This is a genomic window from Streptomyces angustmyceticus (assembly GCF_019933235.1).
Classification (GTDB): Bacteria; Actinomycetota; Actinomycetes; order Streptomycetales; family Streptomycetaceae; genus Streptomyces; species Streptomyces angustmyceticus.
This window is the reverse complement of sequence record NZ_CP082945.1, coordinates 4,038,893-4,059,962: the sequence shown is the minus strand read 5'-3', so window position 1 is coordinate 4,059,962 and position 21,070 is coordinate 4,038,893. Positions and strand designations below refer to the sequence as shown.

Annotated in this window: 19 protein-coding genes; 8 read left to right on the top strand and 11 right to left on the bottom strand. The window is 72.1% G+C overall.

Annotated elements, in window-relative coordinates:
- Positions 1 to 284 precede the first annotated feature (284 nt).
- From K7396_RS18225 to pdhA, 3 genes are read right to left on the bottom strand one after another with little or no spacing between them, the layout of a single operon-like run.
- Complete coding sequence (locus tag K7396_RS18225; protein ID WP_086719480.1) at positions 285 to 1,958, bottom strand: dihydrolipoamide acetyltransferase family protein; 1,674 nt, start codon at positions 1,956 to 1,958, stop codon at positions 285 to 287.
- Positions 1,958 to 2,995, bottom strand: coding sequence for an alpha-ketoacid dehydrogenase subunit beta (locus K7396_RS18220; RefSeq protein WP_086719479.1), 1,038 nt, complete (start codon positions 2,993 to 2,995; stop codon positions 1,958 to 1,960). The genes K7396_RS18225 and K7396_RS18220 overlap by 1 nt, the downstream gene beginning before the upstream one ends.
- Positions 2,992 to 4,185 carry a pyruvate dehydrogenase (acetyl-transferring) E1 component subunit alpha gene (gene pdhA / locus K7396_RS18215; RefSeq protein ID WP_086719478.1) on the bottom strand — a complete coding sequence of 398 codons (1,194 nt, stop codon included), beginning with the start codon at positions 4,183 to 4,185 and terminating at the stop codon, positions 2,992 to 2,994. The genes K7396_RS18220 and pdhA overlap by 4 nt, the downstream gene beginning before the upstream one ends.
- Before the next feature lie 224 nt (positions 4,186 to 4,409).
- On the opposite strand from pdhA, the gene K7396_RS18210 reads away from it, so the two are divergent.
- Positions 4,410 to 4,934: an Lrp/AsnC family transcriptional regulator gene (locus K7396_RS18210; protein WP_086719477.1), complete on the top strand. Its 525-nt coding sequence runs from the start codon at positions 4,410 to 4,412 to the stop codon at positions 4,932 to 4,934.
- Positions 4,935 to 5,077: 143 nt separating this feature from the next.
- Here K7396_RS18210 and K7396_RS18205 read toward each other — a convergent pair whose 3' ends face one another.
- Both K7396_RS18205 and K7396_RS18200 read right to left on the bottom strand, forming a co-directional pair.
- Positions 5,078 to 5,668, bottom strand: coding sequence for a TetR/AcrR family transcriptional regulator (locus K7396_RS18205; RefSeq protein ID WP_086719476.1), 591 nt, complete (start codon positions 5,666 to 5,668; stop codon positions 5,078 to 5,080).
- A gap of 2 nt (positions 5,669 to 5,670) precedes the next feature.
- The gene (locus K7396_RS18200; protein WP_086719475.1) at positions 5,671 to 7,191 is read right to left on the bottom strand and encodes a 3-hydroxyacyl-CoA dehydrogenase; all 1,521 of its coding nucleotides are present in this window, start codon (positions 7,189 to 7,191) and stop codon (positions 5,671 to 5,673) included.
- 146 nt (positions 7,192 to 7,337) lie between these two features.
- On the opposite strand from K7396_RS18200, the gene paaN reads away from it, so the two are divergent.
- Complete coding sequence (paaN, locus tag K7396_RS18195) at positions 7,338 to 9,020, top strand: phenylacetic acid degradation protein PaaN (protein ID WP_086719474.1); 1,683 nt, start codon at positions 7,338 to 7,340, stop codon at positions 9,018 to 9,020.
- 71 nt (positions 9,021 to 9,091) lie between these two features.
- Here the strand turns inward: paaN and K7396_RS18190 are convergent, their stop codons facing one another.
- Genes K7396_RS18190 through K7396_RS18180 form a run of 3 tightly spaced genes read right to left on the bottom strand, consistent with a single transcriptional unit; the run spans position 9,092 to position 11,846 of the window.
- Positions 9,092 to 9,766, bottom strand: a complete 675-nt coding sequence (locus tag K7396_RS18190) for a TrmH family RNA methyltransferase (RefSeq protein ID WP_086719473.1) — start codon at positions 9,764 to 9,766, stop codon at positions 9,092 to 9,094.
- Positions 9,763 to 11,178 (bottom strand): HTTM domain-containing protein, encoded by a 1,416-nt coding sequence (locus tag K7396_RS18185; RefSeq protein ID WP_086719472.1) that lies wholly within the window; start codon positions 11,176 to 11,178, stop codon positions 9,763 to 9,765. The genes K7396_RS18190 and K7396_RS18185 overlap by 4 nt, the downstream gene beginning before the upstream one ends.
- Positions 11,175 to 11,846 (bottom strand): DUF5819 family protein, encoded by a 672-nt coding sequence (locus K7396_RS18180; protein WP_086719471.1) that lies wholly within the window; start codon positions 11,844 to 11,846, stop codon positions 11,175 to 11,177. Before K7396_RS18180 ends, K7396_RS18185 begins: the two co-directional genes overlap by 4 nt.
- Before the next feature lie 166 nt (positions 11,847 to 12,012).
- Here K7396_RS18180 and paaA point away from each other — a divergent pair, with 166 nt between their 5' ends.
- The 6 genes from paaA (at position 12,013) to K7396_RS18150 (ending at position 17,117) form a co-directional block, all read left to right on the top strand.
- Positions 12,013 to 12,966 (top strand): 1,2-phenylacetyl-CoA epoxidase subunit PaaA, encoded by a 954-nt coding sequence (paaA, locus tag K7396_RS18175; RefSeq protein WP_086719470.1) that lies wholly within the window; start codon positions 12,013 to 12,015, stop codon positions 12,964 to 12,966.
- Entirely contained in the window at positions 12,963 to 13,301 is a 339-nt protein-coding gene (gene paaB / locus K7396_RS18170; protein WP_223660066.1) for a 1,2-phenylacetyl-CoA epoxidase subunit PaaB, read from the top strand. The genes paaA and paaB overlap by 4 nt, the downstream gene beginning before the upstream one ends.
- Positions 13,301 to 14,017, top strand: a complete 717-nt coding sequence (gene paaC, locus K7396_RS18165; protein WP_086719469.1) for a 1,2-phenylacetyl-CoA epoxidase subunit PaaC — start codon at positions 13,301 to 13,303, stop codon at positions 14,015 to 14,017. The genes paaB and paaC overlap by 1 nt, the downstream gene beginning before the upstream one ends.
- A complete protein-coding gene (gene paaD, locus K7396_RS18160) occupies positions 14,011 to 14,508 on the top strand; it encodes a 1,2-phenylacetyl-CoA epoxidase subunit PaaD (protein WP_086719468.1) in 498 nt (165 codons plus the stop codon). The genes paaC and paaD overlap by 7 nt, the downstream gene beginning before the upstream one ends.
- Positions 14,508 to 15,551 (top strand): 2Fe-2S iron-sulfur cluster-binding protein, encoded by a 1,044-nt coding sequence (locus K7396_RS18155; RefSeq protein ID WP_086719467.1) that lies wholly within the window; start codon positions 14,508 to 14,510, stop codon positions 15,549 to 15,551. The genes paaD and K7396_RS18155 overlap by 1 nt, the downstream gene beginning before the upstream one ends.
- Before the next feature lie 432 nt (positions 15,552 to 15,983).
- Complete coding sequence (locus K7396_RS18150) at positions 15,984 to 17,117, top strand: acyl-CoA dehydrogenase family protein (RefSeq protein WP_152104770.1); 1,134 nt, start codon at positions 15,984 to 15,986, stop codon at positions 17,115 to 17,117.
- A gap of 187 nt (positions 17,118 to 17,304) precedes the next feature.
- Here K7396_RS18150 and K7396_RS18145 read toward each other — a convergent pair whose 3' ends face one another.
- The 3 genes from K7396_RS18145 to K7396_RS18135 form a co-directional block, all read right to left on the bottom strand.
- Positions 17,305 to 17,649 carry a rhodanese-like domain-containing protein gene (locus K7396_RS18145; RefSeq protein WP_167392832.1) on the bottom strand — a complete coding sequence of 115 codons (345 nt, stop codon included), beginning with the start codon at positions 17,647 to 17,649 and terminating at the stop codon, positions 17,305 to 17,307.
- Between the two features lie 9 nt (positions 17,650 to 17,658).
- Positions 17,659 to 18,738 (bottom strand): J domain-containing protein, encoded by a 1,080-nt coding sequence (locus K7396_RS18140; protein WP_086720992.1) that lies wholly within the window; start codon positions 18,736 to 18,738, stop codon positions 17,659 to 17,661.
- 475 nt (positions 18,739 to 19,213) lie between these two features.
- Positions 19,214 to 20,653: a DUF2252 domain-containing protein gene (locus K7396_RS18135; protein WP_086721071.1), complete on the bottom strand. Its 1,440-nt coding sequence runs from the start codon at positions 20,651 to 20,653 to the stop codon at positions 19,214 to 19,216.
- Between the last annotated feature and the right edge of the window lie 417 nt (positions 20,654 to 21,070).

Genomic DNA, 21,070 nt, shown 5'->3' with positions numbered 1-21,070 from the left:
TGAGTATCGCCGGGTGCGGACGCGTCACACCGGTCCGGAGCCGCTTCCGCTGTCGGCTCTGCCACAGCGGACGCGACAACGGCGGACGCGACAACGGCGGACGCGACAGCAACGGTGGGGACGGGCAACGGGCGGGGCCACGGACGCGACCACGGCGAACGCGACGACCACGGAGTGGGGCAGCCACGGGTGGTTCGGCACACTCGCCACACCCGCTACGGCTGCCCCCGCCTCCCGGCGGCCGGCGCGCCCTCACCTCCTCGCCCCGGCCCGCCGCACCGCCCTCACATCGTCCGCAGCAACAGCGCGGGCTGTTCCACACAGTCGGCGACATGGCGCAGGAAGCCTCCGGCGGTGCCGCCGTCGCACACCCGGTGGTCGAAGGTGAGCGAGAGCTGGACGACCTGCCGGACGGCCAACTCCCCTTTGTGCACCCAGGGTTTGGCGGCTATCCGGCCGACGCCGAGCATCGCCGCCTCGGGGTGGTTGATGATCGGCGTGGAGCCGTCGACGCCGAAGACTCCGTAGTTGTTGAGGGTGAAGGTGCCGTGGGTCAGCTCGGCCAGGGAGAGCCCACCGGCCCTGGCGGTCTCGGTGAGCCGGGTGATCTCGGCGGACAGCCCCTCGACCGTACGGGCCTGGGCGTCGCGTACGACCGGCACGACCAGCCCGCGGTCGGTCTGCGCCGCGAAGCCCAGATGGACGGCGGGCAGCCGGACGATCTCCTGGGTCCTGGTGTCGACCGTGGCGTTGAGCTGGGGGAACCGTGCCAGCGCCGCCGTGGTGATCCGCGCCAGCAGGGCGAGCAGTGACACCTTGGGGGCGCCCGGGACGTTCATCGCCCTCCGGGCGGCGAGGAGTTCGGTGGCGTCGGCGTCCACCCAGCAGGTCGCCTCCGGGATCTCCCGGCGGCTGCGGCTGAACTTCTCGGCGGCCGCTCCGAGCATCCCCCGCAGCGGGATCCGCTCCTCGGCCGCCGCGGCACCGGCTCCGGTCGCTCCGAGGGGCCGCACGCCTCCGGGAGCGGGCGCGGCGCCCACCGCGTCCGTCGTCCCGGCGCCGACGATTCCGGTGGCACCGCTCATCCCGCGGGCACCCTCCGGGGTCACCGCCGCGGCGCCGCCCGCCGACTCCCGCTCCTGCCGCGCCCGGATCGCACTCTCGACGTCCGTACGGAGGATCAGCCCGTCCCGTCCCGACCCCGTCAACTCCCGCAGATCCAGTCCGTTTTCCCGGGCCATCCGGCGCACCAGCGGGGAGATGACGGCCACCGTACGACCGCCGGCGTCCGCCGCGCCGACCTCGGCCGACCCGTTCGCCGCAGGCGCTCCGGCCGGACCGCCCGCCCTCATGGCCCCGGCGGCCGCAGCGGTCCCAGCGGCCCCGGTGGCACCGACCGCCCCCACCGCCGCCGTCCCACCAGGCGCGCCCTCTGCCGTCCCGGCTCCGGCCGGGCCTTCCGCCGCTCCTCCGGGCGTCCGCGCCGCCGCCCCGGGGGCCGTACCGCTCCCCGGACGGATCCGGCGCCGCCGTGCCGCCGCCGCGCTTGTGCCGTACCCGACGAGGACGTTCCCGGACCCGGCATCCGCCGAGCCGTTCGCCGCCGGCCCGGAGGCACCGGCGGAGGCCGGCGCCGACGCTCCGCCGCCGGGCGCCCCCTCTGCCGTTCCTGCCCCGGAGCCGGGCCCCTCTCCCGCCAGGTCATCGGGCACGGCCCCCACCGCGACCGTCACCAGCGGCGCCCCCACGGGGACCTCTTCCCCCTCCCCGCCGAAGCGGGCGGTCACCACGCCCCCGTAAGGGCACGGCACCTCCACCATCGCCTTGGCGGTCTCGACCTCCACCACCGGCTGGTCGACGGCCACCACCTCGCCGACCTCGACCATCCAGTGCACGATCGTCGCCTCGGTGAGGCCCTCGCCCAGGTCGGGCAAGGTGAATTCGCGGACCACGGCCATCACGCACCACGTCCCTCGGTCCAGTCCGACTCCCACTGGAGGCGGGCCACGGTGTCCAGGATCCGGTCCACGCCCGGCAGATGGTGCCGCTCCAGCATGGGTGGCGGATACGGGATGTCGAACCCGGCGACGCGCAGGACCGGCGCCTCCAGGTGGTGGAAGCAGCGCTCAGTGATCCGTGCGGCGATCTCCCCTCCGGGACCGCCGAACCCGTTGGACTCGTGGACGACCACGGCCCGTCCGGTGCGCCGCACCGACGCGCAGACCGTGTCCTCGTCGAACGGCATCAGCGAGCGCAGATCGACCACTTCCAGGTCCCAGCCCTCGGCGGCGGCGGCCTCCGCAGCCTCCATGCAGACCGGCAGCGACGGCCCGTACGTGATCAGCGTGGCGCTGCTGCCGCGGCGCCGGACCGCGGCCCGGCCCAGAGGCGCCACCTCGGTCGGCGCGTCGGGCGACCAGTCGGCCTTGGACCAGTACAGGCGCTTGGGCTCCAGGAAGACGACCGGGTCGTCGGAGGCGATGGCCGCGCGCAGCAGCCCGTAGGCGTCCTCGACGGTCGCCGGAGTGACGACCTGGAGCCCGGGGGTGGCGAGGTAGTACGCCTCGGAGGAGTCGCTGTGGTGCTCCACGCCGCCGATGCCACCGCCGTAGGGGATGCGGATGGTCAACGGCATCGTCAGCGCGCCGCGGGTGCGGTTGCGCATCCGGGCGACATGGCTGATCAGCTGCTCGAACGCGGGATAGGCGAAGGCGTCGAACTGCATCTCGACGACCGGCCGCAGCCCGTACATCGCCATGCCGACGGCCGTGCCCAGGATGCCGGCCTCGGCGAGCGCGGTGTCGGTGCAGCGGTCCTCACCGAACTCCTTGGCGAGCCCGTCGGTCACCCGGAAGACGCCGCCGAGGGTGCCGACGTCCTCGCCCATGACGTGGACGGACGGGTCGTCGGCCATGGCGTCGCGCAGCGCGCGGGTCAGTGCCTGCGCCATGGTCGCGGGCTTGCGCGCGGTCGCCGGAGCAGCGGTGGTGGTCATGGCCTGGCCTCCTCGGCGGAGCCCTCGGCGCCCGCTGCGTCGTCGGTGTGTCCATCGGCCTCGGCGTCCAGCTCGGCACGCAACTGCGCCGCCTGGGCGCGCAGTTGGCTGGTCTGCTCGGCGAAGACATGGGTGAACAGGTCCATCGGGTCCAGCTCCGGGTCGGCGTTCATCCGCTCCCGGAGGTCGGCCGCCATCTGCTCGGCGCCGTCACGGGTGGCGGAGACGAATGCGTCGGTGAGCAGGTCGCGGCCGGCCAGCTCATGCTCCAGAAGGGCTATCGGGTCGTGGGCCCGCCAGGTCTCGACCTCGGCATCGCTGCGGTAGCGGGTCGCGTCGTCGGCGTTGGTGTGCGCCTCGATGCGATAGGTGACCGCCTCGACGAGGGTGGGGCCGCCGCCCCTGCGGGCCCGCTGCACGGCCTCGGTCAGCACCTCGTGCATGGCGGGCGCGTCGTTGCCGTCGACCAGGCGGCCCGGCATGCCGTATCCGACCGCCTTGTGGGCGAGGGAGGGCGCGGCGGTCTGCTTGGCCAGCGGCACGGAGATCGCGAAGCCGTTGTTCTGGACGAGGAAGACCACCGGGGCCTGCCAGACCGCCGCGAAGTTCAGCGCCTCGTGGAAGTCACCTTCGCTGGTGCCGCCGTCGCCCACCATGGCCAGCGCCACCACCTCGTCGCCCTTGAGGCGGGCGGCGTGCGCCAGGCCCACCGCGTGCGGGAGCTGGGTGGCGAGCGGGGTGCACAGGGGGGCGATGCGGTGTTCGCGCGGGTCGTAGCCGTTGTGCCAGTCGCCGCGCAGCAGGGTCAGCGCCTCCACCGGGTCCAGGCCGCGGGCCACGGCGGCGAGGGTGTCGCGATAGCTGGGAAAGAGCCAGTCCCGCTCCTCCAGGGCCAGCGCCGCGGCGACCTCGCAGGCCTCCTGGCCGGTGGAGGACGGGTAGACCGCCAGGCGTCCCTGCCGGGTCAGGGCCGTGGCCTGCGCGTTGTACCGGCGGCCGCGCACCAGCTGGGTGTAGAGCCGGGTCAGCAGTCCGGAGTCGAGCCGGGCCGCGGCGTCCGTGCCCAGGAGGCGGTACGGCTCCTCGTCGGGCAGGAGGGGCGCGGGATCGACGCGCGGCCGCCAGGAAGGCGGCGGGCCGGCCAGGCTGCTCTTGTGCCTGCTGCTGCCCGGCTGCTCAAGGACCGTCATGTCGAGCACCTCCTCGGAGGGAAGGGGTGGCGCGATGCGCCTCATGTGGGTGGTGGGCGGACGGCGGATGGGCAGGATGGAATCGGCCAGGGCGGGTACGCCCTGCCCTACCGATTGTTCGGTCGCCGATGCATTTTGGCTACAGGCGGGGTCAGCCTGTGGACAAACGGTTCTGCACAGCTTGAGATGAAGACAGGGCGTCCACGAAGGGGAGGCGGGACCATATGCCGGACGAACAGATGGCCAATTCCGGCGGGCAGCCGCCCGCGGCGCCCGCCCCCGCCCCGCCGTCGCCGGCCGCACGCCCGCTGGACACCATCGACCGTTCGATCCTGCGCATGCTCCAGACCGACGGCCGGGCCTCGATACGCTCCGTGGCCGAGCGGGTCCACGTCTCGCGCGCCAACGCCTACGCGCGGATCAACCGGCTGATCGACGACGGCGTGATCCGCGGCTTCAGCGCCCTCATCGATCAGGAACGCGCAGGTCAGGGCGCCTCGGCGTACATCACGCTGAAGATCGTGCAGAACTCCTGGCGGACCGTGCGCAAGCAGCTCACGGCGCTGCCGGGCGCCACCCACATCGCGCTGGTCAGCGGCGATTTCGATGTGCTGCTGCTGGTCCACACCAAGGACAACCGCGAGCTGCGGGAGCTGGTCCTCACCCGGATCCAGTCGATCCCGGAGGTGCTCAGCACCCGCACCCTGCTGGTCTTCGAGGAGACCGACCTCGGGCCCGAGGAGGACTGATCCGCGCCGGGGCGGAGACCGTCCCTGCCGGGTGCGGCGGACCACCCGCCGGGGCGGACCACGGCCCGCCCTGCCACAGGGCCCGTCCAGGGGCGCCGGCGCGCAGCACGACACCCGCCGCCGGCCAGGCCGGCCGGGCCGCTTCAGGGCCTGCGCAGTCCCGCGAACGCCGTGCGCACCACGGCCTCGGCCACCTCGTCACGGCTCACCGCGCCGCCCCGCCCCGGCCGGTACCACTCCACAATCGAGTTGATCATGCCGAAGAGCAGGCGGGTGGCCAGCCGGACGTCCACGTCGTCGCGGAGATCGCCGTCGGCGGCGGCCTGCTTGAGCAGGTCGGAGACCTTGTGGTCGAACTCCCTGCGGCGCTCCATGGCCCATCGCTCGGTGTCCGTGTTGCCGCGCACCCGCAGCAGCAGCGTCACGTAGGGGAGTTCGTCCATCAGCACCTCGGCCACGCGCCGGGTGACGTGCTCCAGCCGCTCGATCGCCCGCCCCTCCAGGGCGCCCGGCTCCTCCAGCACGGCGAACAGCCCGTCCAGGGCGCGGCTTATGGCGCGGTGCAGCAGCTCGTCCTTGCTGCGGACGTGGTGGTAGATCGAGGACTTCGAGATGCCGGCCGCCTTGGAGAGGTGCTCCATGGACGTGCCGTCGTAGCCGCGCTCGATGAACACCTCGACGGCGACCGCGAGCAGCGAATCGGGCGTGTAGGTGTCGCGCTTGGCCATGGTCATGATTAGAGCACCTGTTCCTCGAGGTCCGCACGGCGCCGCAGCGCCCAGGACGGTACGTAGCGTCCACCGGGATTCTGGTGGTGCATCGAATCCAGCAGATCCCATACCCACTGGGCGCCGAGCCGCTCGACCCACTCCATGGGGCCGCCGGGATAGTTGACGCCCAGCCGCATGGCCGTGTCGATGTCCTCGGGGGCGGCGACCCCGCGGGCCGCGGCGTCCACGGCGAAGTCGATGATCATCGCGAGGGTCCGGGCGGCGATCATCCCCGGTACGTCCTCGATGACGCTGACCTGCTTGCCCAGCGCCTGGAACAGCCCGGCCGCCTCGGCGAGGTCCGCCTCGGAGACCGCCGCCGAGGGCGCCAGGGCGATCCGGGTGGCGGCGCGGTAGTCCAGGGAGAGGTCGAAGCGGATGTACTTCCCGTAGGCGTTGGACGTCGCCGGATAGCCGTTGGTCAGCGCCAGACACGCCCCGCCGGGCAGCCGGAGGAAGCCTTCCGACTCCCACGGCGTCCGGTCGCGGGTGACCTTGATGCCCGCCTCCTCGATGAGCTCGCGCAGCACCGCCGCGGGGCCGGGGAGCTTCGCGTGCAGGCCGACGGACGCGGGGGCCGGGCAGGGCGCGGCGGTCCGGGGTTCGGGCCGGGTGGCGCCCTCGGAGTAGTCGAACCAGCCCCGCCCCGCCTTGCGGCCGTGCAGCCCGGACTCGACCAGCCGGCGCTGCGCCAGGGAGGGGGTGAACTTGGGGTCCTGGAAGAAGGCCTGCCACACGGAGTGGGTGACCGCCTCGTTGACGTCCTGCCCGATGAGGTCGGTCAGTTCGAAGGGCCCCATCCGGAAGCCGGTGCCGTCGCGCAGCACCGCGTCGATGGTGGCCGGATCGGCGACGCGCTCCTCGTAGACCCGCAGGGCTTCGGCGTAGAAGGGGCGGGCGATGCGGTTGACGATGAAACCGGGGGTGTCCGTGCAGCGCACCGGCGTCTTGCCCCAGGCCGCCGCGGTGTCGTACGCGAGGGCGGCGGCGGCCTCGTCGGTGGCGAAGCCGCTGATCACCTCGACCAGGGGCAGCAGCGGCGCGGGGTTGAAGAAGTGCATGCCCACGCAGCGGCCGGGATGGCGCAGCCGGCCGGCGACCGCGGTCACGGACAGCGAGGAGGTGTTGGTGGCCAGCAGGCAGTCCGCCGCCACGATGCCCTCCAGGGCGGTGAAGAGCTCCTGTTTGGCGGGGAGTTGCTCCAGGATCGCCTCGATGACGAGTGCGGCGTCGGCCAGCTCCGCGAGGGCGTCGGCGGGGGAGAGGCGCGCGCGGGCGGCATCCCGCTCGTCCGCCGTGATCCGGCCTTTTTCGACGAGCCGGTCCAGTCGGCGCACGATCTCCCCGGCGGCCTTCCCGGCGCGTCCGGGGGCGGTGTCGTAGAGGCGTACCGGATGGCCCGCGACCAGCGCGACCTGCGCGATTCCCTGCCCCATGGTGCCGGTGCCGACCACTGCCACGGTGCTGCTGGTTCCGATTGCCGTCATGCCAGCTGATCCTCCCCGACCGACTTTTCCACAGGCGGGCCGGGACCTCTTGCCCCGACCGATCGTTCGGTTACTCTAACTCTGTTGCCTGTCCGCTCCCAGCCCTTATCCGCTCTCCGCCCGGCTCGACGAGGAGTTGGTCATCGATGGCCGCCGAAATGACCGCAGCGCAGTTGATCGAGAAGCACCGCCCGACGCTCGACCAGGCGCTGGAGGCGATCCGCACCCGCGCCTACTGGTCCCCGCACCCCGAGCACCCGAAGGCGTACGGCGAGACCGCCGCGCCCGACGGGCTGGCCGCCTTCGAGGCACTGCGCGGGCAGCGGTTCGAGCTCGACCAGCCCGGCACCGACGACTGGACCGGCGAGGAAGTCTCCCCGTACGGCCTGAAGTTGGAGATCACCTATCCGCACCCGGACGTGGACGTGCTGCTGCCGGCCATGCGCGCCGCGCTCCCCGTCTGGAGGGACGCCGGCCCCGAGACGCGCGCCGCGGTGTGTCTGGAGATCCTGGCCCGGATCAGCGCCCGCACCCATGAGTTCGCGCAGGCCGTGATGCACACCAGCGGCCAGGCCTTCATGATGGCGTTCCAGGCGGGCGGCCCGCATGCCCAGGACCGCGGCCTGGAGGCGGTGGCGTACGCGTACGCCGAGCAGGTCCGCGTCCCGGAGCAGGCGCCGTGGTCGAAGCCGCAGGGCAAGCGCGACCCGCTCGAACTCAGCAAGAGCTTCACGGCCGTGCCGCGCGGCGTCGCCCTGATGATCGGCTGCAACACCTTCCCGACGTGGAACGGCTACCCGGGCCTGTTCGCCTCTCTGGCGACCGGCAACCCGGTGCTGGTCAAGCCGCACCCGCGCGCCGTGCTGCCGCTGGCGCTGACCGTCGAGGTGGCCCGCGAGGTGCTCGCCGAGGCCGGCTTCCCCGCGGACCTGGTGTGCCTGGCGGTGGACAGGCCGGACGAGGGCCTGGCCAAGACGCTGGCCGTCCGACCCGAGGTCCGCGTCATCGACTACACCGGCTCGACCGCCTTCGGCGACTGGCTGGAGACGCACGCCCGGCAGGCGCAGGTCTTCACGGAGAAGGCCGGCGTCAACACCGTCGTCATCGACTCCACCGATGACTACAAGGGCATGCTCGGCAACCTCGCCTTCTCGCTGTCGCTCTACAGCGGCCAGATGTGCACCACCCCGCAGAATCTGCTGATCCCCCGCGACGGCATCACCACCGACGCCGGCCCGAAGTCGTACGACGAGGTGGTCAGCGATCTCGCGGGCGCGGTGAACGGCCTGCTGGGCGACGACGCGCGGGCCAGCGCCCTGCTGGGCGCCATCGTCAACCCGCAGGTCAAGGAGCGGATCGACGCGGCTTCGGGGCTCGGCGAGGTGGCCCTGGCCTCCCGTGAGGTCGCCCATGCGGAGTTCCCCGGCGCCACGGTCCGGACGCCGGTGATCGTCAAGCTGGACGGCGCCGAGCCGGGCACCGAGGCGACCTGCCTGGAGGAGCGCTTCGGCCCGGTGTCCTTCGCGGTGGCCGTCGGCTCCACGGCCGACGCGGTGGATCTGCTGCGGCGCACGGTCCGCGAGAAGGGCGCCATGACGGTCGGCGCGTACACCACCTCCGCCGAGATCGAGCAGCTGGTGGAGGAGGCCTGCCTGGAGGAGTGCGCCCAGCTGTCGCTGAATCTGACCGGCGGGGTCTATGTGAACCAGACCGCGGCGTTCTCGGACTTCCACGGCTCGGGCGGCAACCCGGCGGCCAATGCGGCGCTGTGCGACGGCGCCTTCGTCGCCGGCCGCTTCCGGACGGTGGAGGTGCGACGGCCCGCGTGACGGGCCGGGGCACCGGGGCCCGGGAGGCTCTCCGGGCCCCGCGCCGGGCGGCCGATGGGGCGGAAGCTCCCTCAGCGGCCGTCCGGCCCGTCGATCCGCGCATGGCGGCCGATCCAGGCGTGCATCGCGATGGCGGCCGCGGCCCCCGCGTTGATCGAGCGGGTGGAGCCGAACTGCGCGATCGAGCAGACCAGTGAGGCGTGCCGGCGCGCCTCCTCGGTCAGCCCCGGCCCCTCCTGGCCGAACAGCAGCACACAGCGCCGCGGCAGCGCGGTGGTCTCCAGCGGCACGGAACCGGGGAGATTGTCGATCCCGATGATCGGCAGCTCCTCTGCCGCCGCCCAGGCGGTGAGGTCCGCGGTGTCCGGGTGGTGGCGGACATGCTGGTAGCGGTCGGTCACCATCGCGCCGCGGCGGTTCCAGCGGCGCTGCCCGACGATATGGATCTCCTTGGCCAGGAACGCGTTCGCGGTCCGCACCACCGAGCCGATGTTGAAGTCGTGGCCCCAGTTCTCGACCGCCACATGGAAGTCATGGCGACGGGTGTCGAGGTCGGCGACGATCGCCTCGCGCGTCCAGTAGCGGTACTGGTCGACGACGTTGCGGCGGTCGCCGTGCGCGAGCAGCTCGGGATCCAGGCGGTCGTCCTCGGGCCAGGGCTCCGGATGGGGTCCCACGCCGATCTGGGTCCCGAACCCCTCGTCGTACTGAAGGGGCTCGGCGGGGGCGGTTTTCTCGCTGCTCACCCCACGAGCGTATGGCCCTCGCCGTCGTGCCCCGTACGGGCCGCCGGCCCGCCGCCCCCGGCACCGTCGCCCCGCCGGGTCGCACCGCCCCGCGGAAACAGCCGTTCGCGCAGGTCGGAGAGGCGCCCGGAGAGCCAGGTCAGGAAGTTCGTCGGCAGGAAGACCGCGTCGGCGGCGACCATCGCGAGCGAGAAGAACGGCAGTCCCAGCAGGAACGCGATCGAGAGGTGCTCGCAGATCATCGCGACCAGCAGCACATTCTTCAGCCGGCGGTTGAAGAGCGTGAACGGGAAGGCGACCTGCACGATCACCGTCCCGTAGGTGATCAGCATGACCATCACGCCGTTGCTGCCCAGCAGCTCGGACAGCGCCGGCCAGGGGGAGAAGTAGTCGAGGTGCATCGGGTAGTAGACCGCGGTGCCGTCCTGCCAGCGCGAGCCCTGGATCTTGTACCAGCCGGCGGTGGCGTAGATCAGGCAGACCTCGACCACGATCACCAGCAGCGCGCCGTTGTGGGCGAGCTTGGCGAGGGTGTCCAGGACGGTGCGCGGCTCACCGGGCGCGTAGCGCTGCACCGCCCACCACAGGCCGTGCGCCAGCCACAGGCCCCACAGCACCACGCTCCAGCCGAGGTGCGGGAACGGTCCTCCCTCGGACCAGTCGAGACCGTAGCTGCCGCTCAGCTGGGCGACGGCCAGGATGAGGCCGAGCGCGGCCCACAGGACGACGCCGGGCAGGTCGCGGGAGGGGGCGTTCGCGCCCTCACCGGAGGCGGCCGCCGCGCGCTTCGCCCGGCGCGCGTCCAGCGACCAGACCTGCCCGCACCGGGTCAGCACCAGATACATCGACATCAGGTGGATGACGTTGTCGCCGCCGTCGCCTATGAAGATGCTGCGGTTCTGCAGCGAGAGCACGCCGACCATGAAGAGCACCGACATGGTGCGGGTGCGCCAGCCGAGCATCAGCAGCGCACTGGCCACGACGGCCATCAGGTAGACGCACTCGAACCAGCCGCGGCCGTCCGACCAGGGGAGCACGGAGAAGGCGTGGTTGCCGTCCAGGAGGCGGCGCGCCATGTCCAGGTTCCAGGGGCTGTCGGGCCCGTAGAGCACCGCGCGGTGCGGCCATTCGCGCAGCAGGAAGAGCAGCCACGTCGCCGAGAAGCCGATCCGGATCACGGCCGTCTGGTACGGGGCCAGCGCACTGCTGGTGACCCGTCCGAAGCCGCGTCCGATGGCGCGCTCGATGCGGGTCTCCTGGTAGGGGACGGGCTCCGGGGACGTCTGTGGTGCCTGCGCCTGCTGCGGCACGTCGGCCGGTTCCGCGCTGTGGCCGCCGGCCGGGTCCGTGGTGTGCGGGGCCTGCTGAGCGCCCGGCGTCGGCTGGGGCTGGTGGGGAGTCGGTGACGTCACTGGTTCTTCGCCCCCTCGGGCAGGTCGTCTGCGGTGACCTGCCACCAGGGCAGCACGCGGTACACGGGCTTCTCGCTGATCTTCTCGGAGCTCCACGGCGGCGGGCGGACCGGCGTCGTCTGCGAGCGGACCTGGACCTGCTCGACCCTGCTGCCGCCCGTCGTCCACTCGCCGTCCATCCGGAGCAGCACGATCCGGCGGATGTAGCGCTCGGACAGCTCACCGCGCAGGCCGACGGGGCGGTTCTGCGCGTTGTGGGTGCTGAGGAAGAGCTCCCAGCCGCGGCGCAGCTGGTTCTGCTGGGTGTGGCTGGGCAGCGGGTTGTGGAGGATGCCCTGGCCGTCGCGGGCGGTCAGATCGGTCCAGCCGGTGGTCCGCGAGGTGCCGTCCCCGGTGCGCAGCTGGGCGCGGACCTGGACCGCGATGTTCTGCTGGAGCGGGTTGGGTGCGAACAGCTTCCAGTTCTGCTCGTACTCCGGGTAGACGTAGTCGCTGATCAGGGCGCCCTGCTGTTTGCTGAGCGTGTTCGACGGCGCGACGTGCAGGAACATCATGGCGATGTGGATCGCGACGATGACCGCGACGGCACAGGCCGCCACCCCTATGACGATCCGCGAGGGCAGCGAGAGCGCGGACAATGGCCGCGTTTCGTCCCCGTATGACTGCATTCCCGCCCCGTTCCCAGAATCCATGCGGCCGACTCCGCTCCGGAACCGTACCTACGCGGCCGCAGCGGGCACACCCTCTCCGGGTTATCCACAGGCTTGACACCCGAGGTCCGCCCACTCACCATTGAACCGAACGATCGGTCGGTCGGGAGCGAGGGGGCACCATATGACGACGATCGCGCCGGAAGAGACGGCGGCCCGCGAGGCCGTCTTCGACGCCACCGTGGCCGCGGACGAGCGCATCGAACCGCGGGACTGGATGCCGGACGCCTACCGCTCGACACTCGTGCGGCAGATCGCACAGCACGCCCACTCCGAGATCATCGGCATGCAGCCGGAGGGCAACTGGATCACCCGGGCGCCGTCCCTGCGCCGCAAGGCGATCCTGATGGCGAAGGTGCAGGACGAAGCCGGCCACGGCCTGTACCTCTACAGCGCCGCCGAGACCCTGGGCACCGGCCGCGACGAACTGCTCGACAAGCTGCACTCCGGCCGCCAGAAGTACTCCTCGATCTTCAACTACCCGACCCTGACCTGGGCCGACGTCGGAGCAGTCGGCTGGCTGGTGGACGGCGCCGCGATCACCAACCAGGTCCCCCTGTGCCGCTGCTCGTACGGCCCCTACGCCCGCGCGATGGTCCGCATCTGCAAGGAGGAGTCCTTCCACCAGCGGCAGGGCTACGAACTCCTGCTGACCCTCAGCCGCGGCACCGAGGCACAGCACGCCATGGCGCAGGACGCGGTGAACCGCTGGTGGTGGCCGTCGCTGATGATGTTCGGGCCGCCGGACGACGAGTCCGCGCACTCCGCCCAGTCCATGGCCTGGAAGATCAAGCGGCACTCCAACGACGAGCTGCGCCAGCGCTTCGTCGACATCTGCGTCCCCCAGGCCGAGGCCCTCGGGCTCACCCTTCCCGACCCGGACCTGACGTGGAACGACGAGCGCGGCCACTGGGACTTCGGCCCGATCGACTGGGCCGAGTTCCGCGAGGTCCTCAAGGGCAACGGTCCCTGCAACGAACAGCGGATCAACCGCCGCCGGCAGGCGCACGAGGAAGGCGCCTGGGTGCGCGAGGCAGCCGCCGCACACGCGGCCAAGCACGGGGAGGCCACCCGATGACGACTCCACGCCCCGCCGAGGCCCCCGCGCCCACCGCGGACGCGCCCGCCCGGCCCGCGGACTGGCCCCTGTGGGAGGTCTTCGTCCGCAGCCGCCGCGGCCTCTCCCACACCCACGCCGGCAGCCTGCACGCGCCGGACGCCGCGATGGCGCTGCGCAACGCCCGCGACCTCTACACCCGCCGCTCGGAGGGCGTCTCGATCTGGGTGGTGCCCTCCGCCGAGGTCACCGCCTCCTCACCGGACGAGAAGGACTCCTTCTTCGAGCCGTCCGGTGACAAGCCCTACCGCCACCCGACCTTCTACGAGATTCCGGACGGGGTGCATCACCTTTGATGAACGTCACCGCCACCCCGGCCCTGCCCCTCGGGGACGACGCCCTGATCCTCTCCCACCGTCTGGGCGAATGGGCCGGCCACGCGCCCGTCCTGGAGGAGGAGGTCGCGCTGGCCAACATCGCGCTGGACCTGCTCGGCCAGGCCCGTGTGCTGCTCTCCCTCGTGGGCGATGAGGACGAACTGGCCTATCTGCGCGAGGAGCGGCAGTTCCGCAACCTCCAGCTCGTCGAGCAGCCCAACGGCGACTTCGCCCACACCATCGCCCGCCAGCTCTACTTCTCCACCTACCAGGAGCTGCTGTTCGGTCATCTCGCCACCACCGACAGCGAGTTGGCCCCGCTCGCCGCGAAGGCCGTCAAGGAGGTCGCCTACCACCGCGACCACGCCCACCAGTGGACACTGCGCCTGGGCGACGGCACCGACGAGAGCCACACCCGGATGCAACACGCCCTGGACGCCCTCTGGCGCTTCACCGGCGAACTCTTCGAACCGGTGGAGGGCCTGGAAACGGTGCCCTGGCCGGCCCTCCACGACAGCTGGACCGCGCGCATCACCGCCACCCTGGAGCAGGCCGCCCTCACCGTCCCCGAAGGCCCCCGGCACGGCGCCTGGACGGCCGGCGCGGGCCGCCAGGGCCTGCACACCGAGTCGTTCGGACGGCTGCTCGCCGAGATGCAGCACCTCCACCGCAGCCACCCGGGGGCGGCATGGTGACCACCGCCGCCCTCGAAGAGGAACTGCGCGCGCTGGCCGGCTCCGTTCCCGACCCCGAGCTGCCGGTACTCACCCTCGCCGAACTCGGTGTGCTGCGCGATGTCCACCTGACCGCGCCCGGCCGGGTCGAGGTGCACCTCACCCCGACCTACACCGGCTGCCCCGCCATCGAAGCGATGTCGGCCGACATCGAGCGCGTGCTGCACGACCACGGGATGCCCGAGGTCGAGGTCCGTACGGTCCTCAGCCCGCCGTGGACCACGGACGCGATCACCGCCGAGGGCCGCCGCAAGCTCGCCGAATTCGGCATCGCGCCCCCGCGCCCCACGGGACCGGCCGACGGCCCGGTCACCGTCGACCTCACCATCCGCTGCCCGCACTGCGGATCGACCGACACCACCCTGCTGAGCCGGTTCTCCTCCACGGCGTGCAAGGCACTGCGCCGCTGTGAGTCCTGCCGCGAACCCTTCGACCACTTCAAGGAGTTGTGATGTTCCACCCGCTCCAGGTCCGGGAGATCGAGCGGCTCACGGACGACGCGGTGGCCGTCACCTTCGAGGTCCCGCCCGAGCTGCACACCACCTTCCGGCACACTCCCGGACAGCACATCGCGCTGCGCAGATCCGTCGACGGCCAGGAGATCCGCCGTACGTACTCCATCTGCGCCCCCGCCACCGACCGGCCCGTGCTGCGGGTGGGCATCCGCCTCGTCGAGGACGGCGCCTTCTCGACCTACGCGCTCAAGGAACTGGCCGTCGGCGACACGGTGGACGTGATGGCCCCGGCCGGCCGCTTCACCCTCGAACCCCGCCCCGGCCACTTCGTCGGCATCGTCGGCGGCAGCGGCATCACGCCCGTGCTGTCCATCGCCGCCACCCTGCTCGACCGGCAGCCGGACGCCCATTTCTGCCTCATCCGCAGCGACCGCACGGCGGCATCGACGATGTTCCTGGAGGAGGTGGCCGACCTCAAGGACCGCTATCCCCAGCGCTTCCAGCTCATCCACACCCTCTCCCGCGAGGAACAACAAGCCGGCCTGCCCTCCGGCCGCCTGGACGAGACCCGGCTCCGCTCCCTCCTGCCCGCGCTCCTGAAGATCGACTCCGTCGACGGCTGGTACCTGTGCGGCCCCTACGGCCTGGTCCAAGGCGCCGAACGCGCCCTCCGCGCCCTCGACGTGCCCCGCACCCGCATCCACGAAGAGATCTTCCACGTCGACAACGGCACCCCGACCGCCCCCGCCACCACCACTCCAGCACACAGCACCGTCTCCGCCACCCTCGACGGCCGCTCCGGCACCTGGCCGGTCCACGACAGCGAGTCGCTGCTCGAAGCCGTCCTGCGCAACCGCGCGGACGCCCCGTACGCCTGCAAGGGCGGCGTCTGCGGCACCTGCCGCGCCTTCCTGGTGTCGGGCGAGATACGCATGGACCGCAACTTCGCCCTGGAATCCGACGAGGTCGACGCGGGGTATGTCCTGGCCTGCCAGTCCCACCCGGTCACGGAGAAGGTCGAGCTGGACTTCGACCGGTAGGTCCGCTCCGGGGCGGGCCCGAGGCGGAGGCAGGGGCAGGCGGTACGGCGCCGGGCGCCGATCTGCTCCCTCCCCAGGAGCGGGTCCGGGATGGGACCGGCAACCGTGAACAACTGCCTGCCGGTCCATGGGCCGCCCGAGCAGGCAGAGAAGGCTGCGCCGGTCCCACAGCGGCATCCGCCATCAACCGGGCCTGCATCAACTGCGTACGCCACGTCTCGCGCCTACACAGCTGCATAGCCACACAGCTCCGCCCGGCACCAAGTCCTCCACCTCTCCGCCAACAACCACGCCCACCACCGGGCAGCCCCAGCGGCCGCCCCACGCCCCCAACTCCTCCCGCCCTTCCCCGCTTCCGCCATTCCCAATTCCTGCAACCTGTTCTACCTTGACGCATCGTCAGTTCGAGGCGCCGCGTGGGAGGACAGAGCAATGGACTTCACCTTCACCGAGGAGCAGCAGGCTGCCGTCGAAGCGGCCAAGGCCGTCTTCTCGGGGGTCGCTCCGGACAGCGTGCCCAGTCCGGCACTCACCCCCGGTGCGGTCGCCGACGACTTCGACCGCGTGCTGTGGCGCAAGCTCGCCGACGCCGACCTGCTGAGCCTGCCGATCGCGCCCGAGCACGGCGGCGCGGGCCTGGACCCGATCGCGCTCTGCCTCGTACTCCGCGAGTCGGCCAAAGTACTGGCGCGAGTACCCCTGCTGGAGACCGGCGCCGCCGCACTCACCCTCCAGCGGTACGCCACCGACGAGCTCTCCGCGGAAGTGCTGCCCCTCCTTGCGGCCGGCGACCTCGTCGTGACCGTCGCCGCCGCCGGCCGCACGGGCCACGAACCGGCCGAACTCGCCGTAGCCGCCCGCCAAGAGGGTGCCGACTGGATCTTCGACGGGGTCCAGACAGCCGTTCCCTGGGCCCAGACAGCGGACCGCATCCTGCTCCCCGCCCACACCCCCGAAGGCCGGGCCGTACTCGCCCTCGTCCCCCGTACCCACCCGGGCATCACGCTCGACGACCAGATATCCACCACCGGCGAGCGCCTCGCCGAGGTCCGGCTGAATGCCGTACGCCTCGGCGCCCAGGAAACGATCACTGCCCCACACGCCTGGGAGTCGCTGCGCAACGTGCTGACCACCGGCACCTGTGCACTCGCCCTGGGCGTGGGCGAGAGCGTCCTCGCCATGACCAGCGACTACACCAGCAAGCGCGAGCAGTTCGGATTCCCGGTGGCGACCTTCCAGGCCGTCGCCGTACAGGCCGCCGACCGCTTCATCGACCTGCGCGCCATGGAGGCCACGCTCTGGCAGGCAGCCTGGCGCATCACCACCGACGCGGCCGGCCCGCTACCGCCCGCCGGGGACGTCGCCGTCGCCAAGATCTGGGCCTCCGAGGGCGTACGCCGTGTCGTCCAGACCGCCCAGCACCTCCACGGCGGCTTCGGTGCCGACACCGACTACGCGCTGCACCGCTACCACGCCTGGGCCAAACAGCTGGAGCTCTCCCTCGGCCCCGCCGCCGCCCACGAGGAAGCCCTCGGCGACCTGCTCGCGGCCCACCCGCTGCGCTGAGGGCAAGGGCAGGGTGGAAGGCAAGCCACGGCGGGTGTCCACCTGCGGCGTCGAGTCCCCGAGTCCGCAGCGGCCATCGCCCGCCCGACCGCGGGAGGCCGCCCGACCGCCTCAGCCACCGAGCAGCCCAACAGGCCGGCTCCCGGCTCCCGGCTCCCGGCTCCCGGCTCCCGGCTCCCGGCTCCCGCTAGATAACCGCGCCGGGGCCGCCCTTGCCATCCGACACGGGGCGACCGGCGGCCTCCCATGCCTGCATTCCGCCCGCGACGTTCACCGCGTCGATGCCCTGCTGGACCAGATACTGCGCCACCTGCGCCGAGCGCCCGCCGACCCGGCACAGCACGTACACCTTGCCGTCCGCGGGGGCCGCCTCGGTCAACTCACCGTAGCGGGCGACGAATTCACTCATCGGGATGTGCAGCGCGCCGTCGGCGTGCCCCGCCTCCCACTCGTCGTTCTCGCGCACGTCGAGGAGGAAGTCCTCCGGCGTGAGGGCGTCGACACCGACCGTGGGCACAGAACCAAATTGCATGGTCCGACGCTACCCGACCAGCTGCGCGAGGTAGGTCTCACGTTCCGCGACGTCGGCGAGCAGCTTCTCGGCGATCTCGTCCAGGAGCGCGTCCGGGTCCTCCGGCGCCATCTTGATCATCGCGCCGATCGCGCTCTCCTCCAGCTCGGAGGCAGCGGCGGCCAGCAGCTCCTTGCGCTCGGCCAGCCACTCCAGCCGGGCGTAGAGCTCCTCGCTCTCGCTGAGCCGCTCCTCGGCCGGGGCCGGACCGGCCTCCCACTCCTGCGCCAGCTCCCGCAGCACGGCCTCGTTGCCCTGGCCGTACGCCGCGTTGACCCGCGCGATGAACTCGTCCCGCCGGGCCCGCTCCGCGTCGTCCCGTGCCAGGTCCGGATGGGCCTTGCGCACCAGGTCGCGGTAGACCTTGCGGGCCTCCTCACTGGGCCGCACCTTCTGCGGCGGCTGCACCGGCTGCTCGGTGAGCATCGCCTGCGCCTCGGAGAACAGTCCGTCCGAGCCCATCCAGCCGTGGAAGAGCTCCTCCACCTCCGGCATCGGCAGCACCGACGCACGAGCCTCCTGCGCCTTACGGACGTCCTCGGGATCGCCCGTACGCGCCGCCACCGCCTCGGCGATCTGCGCGTCGAGCTCGTCGAGCCGCGCGTACATGGGGCCGAGCCGCTGGTGGTGCAGGCGGGAGAAGTTCTCCACCTCCACCCGGAAGGTCTCCACGGCGATCTCGAACTCGATCAGCGCCTGCTCCGCGGCCAGCACCGCCTTGGCCAGCCGCCGCGTCGCCTCGGCCTCAGCCGCCTGCTTCTGAGACGCCTGGTCGTGAGCCGCCTTGCCATCCGGCGCGCCACCCTGCTCGGGCCCGGCCTCCGCCTGACCGCTGGCCGAACCACCCTGGGCGCCCTGAACACCCTGGTGGGCATCCGTCTGCTCGGGCCCCCCGGTCTGATCTCTCGGGCCCCCGTCCTGCCCGGCCTGGGCTCTCTGACCGCCGCCGCGGGCGTCCGGTGCCTGCGGCTCGGCCGAGGCGTCCGGGATACCCGGTACGTCCGGTCGGTGCTGACCGTCCTGCGTGTTCTCCGCGTGCGAGTTCGTCACCCGGTCAGCGTACGGCCCACACCGGACCCAACCCTCCACGGCCATTCCCTCGCTTCCTACCGGGGGGCCTCCCCCCCCCAGCCCCCCCAGCCCTCCCTCCCCCTCAGGCCCCCTCCGCCCACCAGCCAGCCGCACGGTGGCCCCCGCTCCCACCCCACGCCCGCAGCCCGGCTCCCGCAGCCCGGCTCCCGGCTCCCGGCTCCCGGCTCCCGGCTCCCGGCTCCCGGCAGAAGCTCACACACGCCACACCCCGTATACGCACACGCCGCCCACGGCACACGCCCCCAGCAGACCGCCACGCACAGCCCCGATCCCGTCAGAGCCTCCGCCCACTCCCCGGTCTCCGGCCCAGAAGCCGACCGCACTCCGACACCGGCCGAGCGCCCACGCCCACCCCAGCTCCAGCCTCCGGAGCCCGGCCGCAGCCCCTAGACGTCTCTTTCCTCCCCCGCGTCGCCGGCTCCTGCCCTCTCCCTCACACTCCCGTCTCCGCCGGAATCCGCCCGCTCTTCACCGCCGCGGCCAGTTCCGCATGGTCCGCCTCCGTACGGTCCGCGTACGACACCGCGAACTTCCCGATCGCTTCATCCAGTTCCTCGTTCTTGCCGCAGTAGCCGGCCAGGAGGCGTGGGTCGGCGCTGTGCGCATGGGCCCGGGCCAGGAGCGCGCCGGTCATACGGGCGTAGTCGTCCATCTGATCGCCGGACAACTGCGCCGGGTCCACGCTGCCCTTGCGGTTCCGGAACTGGCGGACCTGGAACTCCCGTCCTTCCCGTCGGCCGTTCCCCGCGATCGCTCCATTGCCCGGCGCCGCAGCATCGTGCACCGTCGTCCAGCCCAGCAGGATGTCGCTGACCACCTGCATCCGGCGCTGCCCGAGCACCACCCGGCGCCCCTCGTGCACCACCGGCGGTACCGGGAAGCCGACCTTCGCCACGAACGGCGCCAGCACCGAGGCGCGCGCCTCCTTCACCTGCAGGACGAGCGGCTCGCCCCGGTGGTCCAACAGCAGCACCACGTACGACCGCAGGCCCACGCTGCCGGTGCCGACCACGCGGAAGGCCACATCGTGTATCGCGTGCCGAGCTATCAGCGGCAGCAGGTCTTCGGGGAGCGTCTCCAGGTAGCCGGCGAGGGATGCGGCCACCGCTGCCGCCTCCGCGTCCGGCACCCTCCGCAGCACCGGCTGCGCGTCCACGAACCGGCGGCCACCGTCCGGTGTTTCCTCCGTCGCCTTCGCCGCGAAGCGCGCGCTGGTGTTCTTGCGCGCCTTGTCCGCGACCCGCTCCAGCGTCCCCACCAGGTCCTTGGCGTCAGCGTGGGAGACCAGCGCCTCGTCGGCGATCGCGTTCCATGCCTCGGTCACCGGCAGCTTCGCCAACAGTCGCATCGTGCGCCGGTACGCGCCCGCCGCGTCCTGTGCCGCCTTGCGGCAGGCGTCCTCGTCCGCGCCCGCCTCCCGGCCTGCCAGCACCATCGACGTCGCAAGCCGCTTCACATCCCACTCCCACGGCCCGTACAGGGTCTCGTCGAAGTCATTGAGATCGATGACGAGCTGGCCGCGGGCGTCGCCGTACAGTCCGAAATTGGCGGCGTGGGCGTCTCCGCAGATCTGCGCGCCGATGCCGGTCACGGGGCTGCCCGTCAGGTCGTACGCCATCAGGCCCGCTGAGCCACGAAGGAAGGCGAAGGGGCTCGCGGCCATCCGGCCGACCCGTATCGGCGTCAGTTCGGGCAGACGGCCGGCATTGGACCGCTCAACCGCCGCCACCGCATCCGGCCGCCCGGCCGCGATCGTCAGCGCGGCATGCTCGGCACGCGGAACGCGCTCCCGCAACGCCCGCCCGGCCGCCTTGGGCGACGATCCCTGCACATCCGCCTTCGCAAACCCCGTTACGTACGGCACACGCGGCATAGCGGGCCACCTCCCCCTTCACGACCTGCGCTCTTGTGTCCTTGTCCGCTGCGTCCATCAACCCGCCGGGCGAACCCGGCCCGCCGACGAGCAATGACGTTACCGAGATCCCGTCACAACCCGCAGAGCCTGTGGATAACTCTCCGGCTCTCACACCACGAAAGCCCGGACCTCAAAAGTCCCGAGGCTTCGCACCGCAGGAGTCTCGAAAGCACTCGAAGCAACGGGAGGCCTGGGAGCGGGATCTCGAAACGCCCGAGTCCGGTACCCGCATGCTCCGGCTCCCCCAACGCACACGCCCCGGGCCCCCGGACCAACGGCCAGGACGAGACCGACCCCAGCCCAAACACCAGGCCCCACCCACCGGCCCACGCCCTACGCCCTCGCCCCCCACCACCCCGAAGCGCCAGCGCCCCA

Coding starts and splice junctions, on each gene's coding strand:
- K7396_RS18225 (WP_086719480.1), bottom strand. CDS start 1,958: ATGGCCGTGGTCCGCGAATTCACCTTGCCCGACCTGGGCGAGGGCCTC.
- K7396_RS18220 (WP_086719479.1), bottom strand. CDS start 2,995: ATGACCACCACCGCTGCTCCGGCGACCGCGCGCAAGCCCGCGACCATG.
- pdhA (WP_086719478.1), bottom strand. CDS start 4,185: ATGACGGTCCTTGAGCAGCCGGGCAGCAGCAGGCACAAGAGCAGCCTG.
- K7396_RS18210 (WP_086719477.1), top strand. CDS start 4,410: ATGCCGGACGAACAGATGGCCAATTCCGGCGGGCAGCCGCCCGCGGCG.
- K7396_RS18205 (WP_086719476.1), bottom strand. CDS start 5,668: ATGACCATGGCCAAGCGCGACACCTACACGCCCGATTCGCTGCTCGCG.
- K7396_RS18200 (WP_086719475.1), bottom strand. CDS start 7,191: ATGACGGCAATCGGAACCAGCAGCACCGTGGCAGTGGTCGGCACCGGC.
- paaN (WP_086719474.1), top strand. CDS start 7,338: ATGGCCGCCGAAATGACCGCAGCGCAGTTGATCGAGAAGCACCGCCCG.
- K7396_RS18180 (WP_086719471.1), bottom strand. CDS start 11,846: ATGCAGTCATACGGGGACGAAACGCGGCCATTGTCCGCGCTCTCGCTG.
- paaA (WP_086719470.1), top strand. CDS start 12,013: ATGACGACGATCGCGCCGGAAGAGACGGCGGCCCGCGAGGCCGTCTTC.
- paaB (WP_223660066.1), top strand. CDS start 12,963: ATGACGACTCCACGCCCCGCCGAGGCCCCCGCGCCCACCGCGGACGCG.
- paaC (WP_086719469.1), top strand. CDS start 13,301: ATGAACGTCACCGCCACCCCGGCCCTGCCCCTCGGGGACGACGCCCTG.
- paaD (WP_086719468.1), top strand. CDS start 14,011: ATGGTGACCACCGCCGCCCTCGAAGAGGAACTGCGCGCGCTGGCCGGC.
- K7396_RS18155 (WP_086719467.1), top strand. CDS start 14,508: ATGTTCCACCCGCTCCAGGTCCGGGAGATCGAGCGGCTCACGGACGAC.
- K7396_RS18150 (WP_152104770.1), top strand. CDS start 15,984: ATGGACTTCACCTTCACCGAGGAGCAGCAGGCTGCCGTCGAAGCGGCC.
- K7396_RS18145 (WP_167392832.1), bottom strand. CDS start 17,649: ATGCAATTTGGTTCTGTGCCCACGGTCGGTGTCGACGCCCTCACGCCG.
- K7396_RS18135 (WP_086721071.1), bottom strand. CDS start 20,653: ATGCCGCGTGTGCCGTACGTAACGGGGTTTGCGAAGGCGGATGTGCAG.